The organism is Synechococcus sp. R6-7 (genome assembly GCF_047461695.1).
Lineage (GTDB): Bacteria > Cyanobacteriota > Cyanobacteriia > Thermostichales > Thermostichaceae > Thermostichus.
On the sequence record NZ_JANSHS010000127.1, the window covers coordinates 1 to 8,640 of the forward strand.

An 8,640-nucleotide genomic window follows, 5' to 3' on the forward strand; every position below is an offset into this window, starting at 1 on the left:
AAACTGTCTTAAACGATATCAAGTTCCTTATTCAGTTTGTCTTGAAAAGTGCCCAGCCCTAACCCGATCCCTTTATACCCAGCTCTGGGGCTGCCTCGTTCCGCTTCGACTCTGACTCCTCGGTTTTGAGATGGCTGACAATTGGCACAGTGGGAGTGTGTCTGACTTACGCAACACCTTCTGCTATGATGAAGGACCGGTGTCAACGGGTCGATGCCCGAGGGGTTAAAGGGGGCGGACTGTAAATCCGCTGGCTTACGCCTACGTTGGTTCGAATCCAACTCGGCCCACCATCGGGTTTGCCCACGTGGCTCAGTGGTAGAGCACCCCCTTGGTAAGGGGGAGGTCACGAGTTCGATCCTCGTCGTGGGCTTGGCGCTCTGAAGATGATCCCAGCCGCTGGCGCCAGAAGAGCTATGGCCCGAACAACTGGGGAGATGACAAGAATCCTCCCCCTCGAGGGCGGGGAGTATGTCAAAATGCGGCAAGAACCCTCGAGTGGTCGCGATGATCCCACCGGATGGATCCCCCCTTGCTTCTGTTCCTGCCTGGCATAGCCTCACCCTTGCCGCCGCCATCCAGAAGTTGCAGACCGATCCCGATCGTGGCCTCACCACTCAGCAGGTGATCCAGAGGCAGCGGCAATATGGCCCCAATGAGCTGATCACCTCCTCTGGCCGTAGCTCCTGGCAAGTCCTGCTGGATCAATTCCGCAACGTCATGCTGCTGATGCTGATCGCCGTAGCGGCGATCTCAGCCACTTTGGACTTGCAAGAAGGCGAGTTTCCCAAAGATGCCCTGGCCATTTTGTTGATCGTTGGCCTTAACGGTGGCCTGGGCTATTTGCAAGAAAGTCGGGCGGAAAAAGCGCTGGCGGCCCTGAAAAAACTGGCCTCCCCTACTGTGCGGGTGGAGCGGGATGGCCTGTGGCAAGAAGTTCCAGCCAGCCAACTGGTGCCGGGGGATCGCGTGCTGCTGGAAGCTGGGGTACAGATCCCAGCCGATGGGCGCTTGGCCGAGGCCGTGAACCTGCAGGTGCGGGAAGCAGCTTTGACCGGAGAAGCCACCCCTGTAACCAAACAGGCAGATTGCGTACTCCCGCCGGACATCGAGCTGGGGGAACGGCGCAACATGGCCTTCATGGGCACCGAAGTGATTCAGGGGCGAGGGATCCTCCTGGTCACCAGCATCGGGATGAATACCGAGCTGGGCAAGGTGGCGAAGCTGCTGCAAACGGTGGAAAACGAGCCCACTCCCCTGCAGCGGCGCATGAGCCAACTGGGCAATGTGCTGGTGTCGGGATCCCTGGCTTTGGTGGCCTTGGTGGTGGGGATAGGGCTGCTGCAAGCCGGGAGTATGGCCCCTTTCACCTCGCTTCTGGAAACCTCCTTGAGCATGGCCGTGGCCGTGGTACCAGAGGGGCTGCCCGCGGTTATCACTGTCACCCTGGCCATTGGCACCCAACGCATGGTGCGCCGCCATGCCCTCATCCGCCGCCTGCCGGCAGTGGAGACCCTGGGATCCGTGACCACCATCTGCTCCGACAAAACCGGCACCCTCACGGAAAACAAAATGGTGGTAACCGACATCATTACCCCCGACCGCCATTACCACGTCAGCGGCACCGGTTACATTCCCAAGGGATCCTTCTACTGCGGCGGCCAGCCCATAGATCCCGGGAGCGCCCCGGATCTGCAGGCCATCTTGCGGGCCGTGGTGTTCTGCAACGATGCCCTGTTGCAGGCCAGTCTCCAACCTGTTGCCGGGCGTAACCCTCGGTCTGCAGTTTCTTCCCCCCCTTCAACGCCCACCTGGTCCATCCTGGGGGATCCCACCGAGGCCGCCCTGCTGGTGGCAGCCGCCAAGGCCAACCTCCACAAAGGCTCTTTACAGGAGCGCTACCCACGTGTGCAGGAGCTTCCCTTCAGCTCAGAACGCAAGCGCATGAGCGTGGTGATCCAGGAAAACGGCGGCTATTGCGTCTACATCAAGGGATCCCCAGAGCTGGTGCTGGAGCGGTGTGATCGTATCCAGAAAGGGGGCACTTGGCAGGAGCTGTCGGAAACAGATCGCCAAGCCATCCTCGGCACCAACAACCGCCTGGCCGCCCAAGGTATCCGGGTTCTGGGGGTAGCCACCCAGAGGCTAGAGCGGATCCCGGACAACGGGGAAGAGGTGGAGCACAACCTGGTTTGGCTGGGCCTGATGGGGATGCACGATGCTCCGCGACCAGAGGCACGAGAGGCCGTGGCCCGCTGCCGAGAAGCTGGGATCCGCACGTTGATGATTACCGGCGACCACCAACTGACAGCTGTTGCCATTGCCCGCCAGCTGGGCATTCTCGAGTCGGAGGATCAGGCGATTGACGGACGCACCCTCTCCCGCCTGAGTTTTGAGGAGCTGCTGCAAACGGTACAAACCGTCAGGGTCTATGCCCGCGTCGCCCCCGAACACAAGCTGCGCATTGTCCAGGCCTTGCAAAAGCAAAACGAGTTCGTGGCCATGACCGGGGATGGGGTCAACGACGCCCCTGCCCTGCGCCAAGCGGATATTGGCATCGCCATGGGCATCACGGGCACCGATGTGAGCAAAGAGGCCAGCGATATGGTGCTGCTGGACGACAACTTCGCCACCATCGTGGCAGCCATTGAAGAAGGGCGAGTGGTCTACAGCAACATCCGCCGCTTTGTGAAGTACATTTTGGGCAGCAACATCGGTGAGGTGCTGACAGTGGCTGCTGCCCCCATCCTGGGCTTGGGGGATGTGCCGCTGACACCCCTACAGATCTTGTGGATGAACTTGGTGACCGATGGCCTGCCCGCTCTGGCCTTGGCTTTGGAACCGGCGGAGCCAGGGGTGATGCAGCGCCCCCCCTTCAACCCCAAAGAGAGCATCTTCGCCCAGGGGCTGGGAGCCTACATGGTGCGCATCGGCGTGGTTTTTGCCATCTCCACAATCCTCATGATGGCCATTGTGGAAGCCTACATCCCCCACTGGCGCACGATGGTCTTCACCACCCTGTGTATCGCCCAGATGGGCCATGCGCTGGCCGTGCGCTCCAACGAGAAGCTCACCATCGAGACCAACCCTTTCTCCAACCCCTACCTGCTGGGCGCGGTCCTGACCACTCTGCTCTTGCAATTGGCTCTGCTCTATGTGCCTTTCTTGCGCAGCTTCTTTGGCACAGAGGAGCTAACCCGCACTGAACTTTTGATCTGCTTGGGCTTTAGCACCGTGGTTATGGTCTGGGTGGAGTTGGAAAAACTCTATTGCCGCTGGCGCAAGGGATCCCGCTGACTCTTTACAATCAAGACAATCAAGAGCCTCTCTCCCTGCTGCATCCAGAAACGAAACTCTGAGCAGAGGCTCGTCTCCCCCAAAAGCCATCCTCAAGGGGTTGTACAGAGGCTATTTCCGCAAGTTGGCTGAGCTTCCTCTTTTGACCTGCAGGATAAGCTGGAAAAACTTGCTGGAATACCTTGCTCTGGGTTTTATGCACGGGGGGCTGTGGGCAGCAGGGAAAACGGTGGGCCTGGTGGATCCCTCTGGCCTTGCCTTTTGGCTGCTGGGATCCCTCTTCTTGGCTCTCCTGCTGCTTGGCGTCAGCCTGGGGGAAAGTCAGCCGCTTTCTGTCTTCAGAGGGATCCTGGGATGCCTTTCTCGAAGATTTCCCTTCCAACCTCCTAGAGGCACCCCCAGCCCAGAGGCTCGTTTTCGGGCAGCCTTGGAAGCCAGCTTGGATGCTATTTACCTGCTGGAGGCGGTGCGGGATCCCGTTACCCGCGAGATCCGCGACTTTGTCTTTGTGGATGTCAACGCCAAGGGGGAAGAGCTCATTTCCCTCCAGCGCCGGCAGATCATCGGCCAGCGGCTGTGCGAGCTGCTGCCCATCAACCGCTGGGGGGGCTTTTTTGAGAAATACAAGCGAGTGGTGGAAACCGGCATTCCTCTGGAAGAGGAGTTCCCCATTTCGGGGCAGCCGGGCTTGAAGGCCAGTTGGATCCATCACCAAGTGGTGCCGGTGGGAGACGGGATCCTCATCACCAGCCGCGACATCAGCGAGCGGGTCAAGATGGAGCGGGCTCTACAGGAAAGCGAGTCTCGCTACCGCGCCCTCTACGAGGCCATTCCCGACTTGATTTTTGAGCTCAGCGCCGAGGGAGTCATTCTTCATTGCAAGCCTTCCCCTTACGTTCCCACCCGACATCCGCCTGAGTTTTACGTGGGTTGCCGCGCCCAAGACGTGTTTACTGGCTCGCTGAAAGAGCAGTATCCATCTCTGGCGGAGGGGGCCTTGGTCAGCCAGACGCCGCAGTACCTAGAGTACGAAGTTGAGATTGAGCCGGGGATCCGCTGCTATCGGAGAGCCTGCGTTGTCGCTCACGGGAGAGACAAAGTTTACATCCTGGTGCGAGATATCACCGAGCGGAAACAGGCGGAGTTGGCCCTCAGAGAAATGGAAGCCACCCAGCGGGCCATTCTCCAAGCCATCCCCGACCTCATCCTTCGCCTGAATAGCCAGGGCATCTGCCTGAGCTTTATTTCCGGAGGCGATATCCATCTCTACACTCCAGCCGAGCAGCACTTGGGCCGATCCCCCCGGGAAATTCTGCCGCTGGAGCTGGCCGAGCAGCGGCTTTTCTATGTTCAGCAAGCCCTGGCCACCCAAACCCAACAGCGCTACGAGTACAGCATTGAAGTTCAAGGGGAGGTACGCTACGAAGAGGCCCGCATTGTCCCTCTCAACAGCCAGGAAGTCCTGGCAATCGTGCGGGATATTACAGAAGCCAAGCAGGCAGAGCTGGCCTTGAAAGCCGCTGAACAGGTGCAGCGAGCCATTCTAGAAGCCATTCCCGACTTGATCTTCCGCCTGGATAGCCAGGGCATTTGCTTGAGCTTTGTCTGGGGGGGCGAGGTTGTTCCCTATAGCTCACCCGACACCTACGTGGGCCGATCCCTGCAGGAGCTTTTGCCACCGGAGTTGGCCGAGCGGCGGCTTTTCTTTGTTCAGCAGGCTATAGCTACCCAGACGCGGCAGCGCTACGACCAAAGCATCGAGATTGAAGGGGAGACCCGCCACGAAGAGGTGCGCATTGTGCCCCTCAACCCCCAAGAGGTGGTGGTGATCGTCCGCGATGTTACCGACAGGGTGCGATCCCAGCAGGCCGTCCAGGAAAGCGAGCAGAAGTTCCGGGCTCTGTTTGAGAATGCCGCTGTGGCCATCCTCATCCGCCATGCAGAGACGAGCGAGATCCTGGAGGCCAACTCCCAAGCCATTTCGGCCTATGGCTTCTCCAGCCTGGAGGAGCTGCGGGCCTTCGACGCTTGCGAGCAGTCTCCCTATCGCCAGGCTCTTCGGGGCGGGGAGTTCTCGCTGCAGTCCTACTTGGAGCAAGCCCGCCAGCAGGGATCCGCCCGCTTTGAGTGGCACTGGCAGCGGCAGGATGGCCGAGTTGTCTGGGAAGACGTGTTTGTGCAGCCCCTTGTCTTGCGCGGGATCCCGTGTTGGGTGTTTACCGCGGTGGACATCACTGCCCGCAAGTCGGCAGAAGCGGAGCTGGAGCAGTTTTTCTCGGTAGCTCTGGATTTGCTTTGCATTGCCGATGCCCAAGGGTACTTTCGCCGTCTCAACCGCGCCTGGGAGACCACCCTGGGCTATTCCCTGCAGGAGCTCCAGAGCCGACCGTTTTTGGAGTGGGTTCACCCGGAAGATGTCCCCGCCACACAGGCGGCCATGCAGCAGCTTATCGAAGAAGAACAGCTGGATCACTTTGTCAACCGCTACCGCACCCAGGACGGCAGCTATCGTTTCATCGAGTGGCGAGCCTCTTTGGCCGGATCCCTGTTCTACGCCGCCGGACGGGATATCACCGTAGCCAAGCTGGCAGAAGAGCAGATGAAAGCAGCCAAGGAAGCTGCCGAAGCCGCCAGCCGGGCCAAGAGCGAGTTCCTGGCCACCATCAGCCACGAGATCCGCACCCCCATCAACGCCATTTTGGGGATGACCAGTCTACTCCTGGACACCTCCTTGGATCCGCAGCAGCAGGATTGGGTACAGACCATCCGCTATGGAGGCGAGGTGCTGCTGAACCTAATCAACGACATCCTCGATTTCTCCAAGATCGAGTCCCAAAAACTGGAACTGGAGGAAATACCCTTTTCCTTGCCGCAGTTGGTGGAAGAGCTGCTGGATTTGATGGCCGCCCAAGCCCAGAGCAAGGATCTGGAACTGGTGGCTTGGGTGGATCCCAGCCTGCCGCCAACCTTGATAGGGGATCCCAACCGGCTGCGCCAAATCCTGGCCAATCTGCTCAGCAACGCCATCAAGTTCACCCCCCGGGGAGAGGTGGTGGTGACCGTCGAGGCCGGGGAGAGGGATCCTGAAAAGCAGTGGGTAAGCGTTCAGGTGCGGGATACAGGCATTGGCATTCCCCCCGAAAAATTGGATCGCCTCTTCAAGCCCTTCAGCCAGGTGGATAGCTCCATCAGCCGCCAGTTTGGGGGCACCGGCCTGGGCTTGGCCATCAGCCAGCGTCTCTGCCAGCTCATGGGGGGAGCAATCGGGGTGGAAAGTCAGCCGGGCCAGGGATCCACTTTTCGCTTTCGCATCCCCCTAAAGAGGCCAGACCAGGAGCTGTTGCCAACCGCCGCACCGGATCCGTGCTTGGCCGGCAAGCGGGTTTTGCTGGTGGAAGACAACGCCAGTCAACGGCAGTTGCTATCCCGACTGCTGAGCGCTTGGGGCATGGAGGTAACCTGTTGCGCCTTGGCGGCAGAAGCCCAGGCTGCAGCTAGAACCCATTCTTTTGACCTAGCCCTGCTGGATGCCACTCTGCCAGGCCAGGATGGCCTAACCTTGGCGGCTAACCTGCGGAAAGCGCAACCCCACCTGTTGCCCATAGTGCTGACGGGGCGCAACTTCATCTCCACAGCAGACCCTCTCCCCGCTTTGGCCAAGCCGGTCAAAGCCTCCCAACTGCGGAAGCTGCTGCTGGGGCTTGTGGGAGAAAAAGCTCCTTCCTCCTTATCTTCCTCTCCCGCCGCTCCTCCCTCCATTTGGGACGCTACCCTGGCCAGCCGCTACCCGCTTCAGATCCTGGTGGCAGAGGATAACCCGGTTAACCAGAAGGTGATTCGCCTCATGCTGGAGCGATTGGGCTACCGGCCCGACATAGTCGGCAACGGTCTGGAAGCCGTCCAAGCTCTGCGCCTGCGCCCCTACGATCTGGTGTTGATGGACATGCAAATGCCGGAGCTGGATGGTCTTTCGGCCACCCGTCGCATCCGCGCTGAACTGCCTCCTGAGCGCCAGCCTCGCATTGTTGTCCTCACGGCCAATGTGTTTTCGGAAGGCCGTGCTGCTGCCCAAGCTGCCGGGGTAGATGGCTACCTCACCAAACCCTTGGAGCCGGCTACCCTAGTCCGGGTTCTTCAGGGATCCCTTCCCCTTCCCATCCCGGCCAGCCAAGAAGAGGATCCACCCCTCGACCCCGTTATCCTCGCCCAGATGCGGGCAGTCTTCAGCTCTCCAGAAGCCTGGCAGGAGATGATCCAAACCTACCGGCAGGACAGCGAAGCTCTATTGGGATCCCTGCGGCAGGCCCTAGAGCAGCGGGATCCCCAAGCCATTGCTCGGTTGGCCCACCGCCTCAAAGGCGGCAGCAGCACCCTGGGCGCCAAACGTCTGGCCGAGCTGTGTCAGCAGTTGGAAAAGCTGGTTCATGCCGAGCCAGCCAGTTCTGTAAAATGGGACACTATAGAGCAAGCCGTGCAGAAGCTAGAAGTGGCATATCGGCAAGTTATCCTCAGTCTCTCCTCCTGAGTGCAGAGCCTTTCTCCCTCTCCTCTCAATGCCTATGCTGAGGCCTAATCCCCATCCTCCGGCCAGCTCGCCGGCGGTTCCTGAGGCCCAGGCGGGATCCCCCTCTCCTGAAAAGAAGCCGTTGTTGTTGATCGCGGAGGATGAGCCCAGCCAGCGACTCTTGGTTCGCTACGCCCTTGAGCGAGAAGGCTACCAAGTCCTGGAAGCCAGCAGCGGCGAAGTCTGTCTGCAGCTAGCCGCTCAACACCCAGTGGATATGGTGTTGCTGGATGCGGTCATGCCAGATTTGGATGGGTTTGAGTGCTGTCGCCGCCTCCATGCTCAAAACTCGGATCTGCCCATTCTCATCGTCACGGCGCTGGAAGATGAGTCCTGCGTGGATGAAGCCTTTGCTGCCGGGGCCAGCGATTACATTTCCAAACCCATTCGCTGGTCGGTTTTGAAGCGGCGCATCCGCCACCTGATCCAGGCCAGCCAAGCCCAACGCCACCTGCGGGAACTCAACCAAGCCCTAGAAGCCAAGGTGCAAGAACGCACTGCCCAGTTGGCCTGCCAGGTGCAGGATCTGCAGCAGCTCAGCCGCCTCAAGGATAGCTTTCTGGCCAGCGTTTCCCACGAGCTGCGCACCCCCCTCACCAAGATCAAGCTGGCCCTGGAGCTATTGGGCCGCACTCCTCTCAACGAGAAGCAGCGCCAATACCACCGCATTGCCCTGGAAGAATGTCAAGCTGAAATCGAGCTAATCAACAGATTGCTGGATCTGCAGGGCCTGGAAGCCAAGGAGTTGAGCTCTGCGGCTGCCACCATCGATCTCCACA

General features: G+C 59.9%; 3 protein-coding genes and 2 tRNA genes. All 5 read left to right on the forward strand.

Going from position 1 to position 8,640, the window contains the following annotated elements; translation table 11 throughout:
* The first annotated feature begins 207 nt into the window (after positions 1–207).
* Positions 208–293, forward strand: a tRNA-Tyr gene (locus NW815_RS04415).
* 8 nt (positions 294–301) lie between these two features.
* A tRNA-Thr gene (locus NW815_RS04420) sits at positions 302–373 on the forward strand.
* Between the two features lie 134 nt (positions 374–507).
* Positions 508–3,297 carry a cation-translocating P-type ATPase gene (locus NW815_RS04425; protein WP_414389156.1) on the forward strand — a complete coding sequence of 930 codons (2,790 nt, stop codon included), beginning with the start codon at positions 508–510 and terminating at the stop codon, positions 3,295–3,297.
* A gap of 169 nt (positions 3,298–3,466) precedes the next feature.
* Positions 3,467–7,822, forward strand: a complete 4,356-nt coding sequence (locus NW815_RS04430) for a PAS domain S-box protein (RefSeq protein WP_414415752.1) — start codon at positions 3,467–3,469, stop codon at positions 7,820–7,822.
* 34 nt (positions 7,823–7,856) lie between these two features.
* Positions 7,857–8,640 (forward strand): response regulator (locus NW815_RS04435; protein ID WP_414415753.1); only part of this gene is annotated, 784 nt, incomplete at its 3' end.

Bases quoted from the DNA above. Each gene is read 5' to 3' on its own strand.
- NW815_RS04425 (WP_414389156.1), top strand. From the start codon at position 508: ATGATCCCACCGGATGGATCCCCCCTTGCTTCTGTTCCTGCCTGGCAT.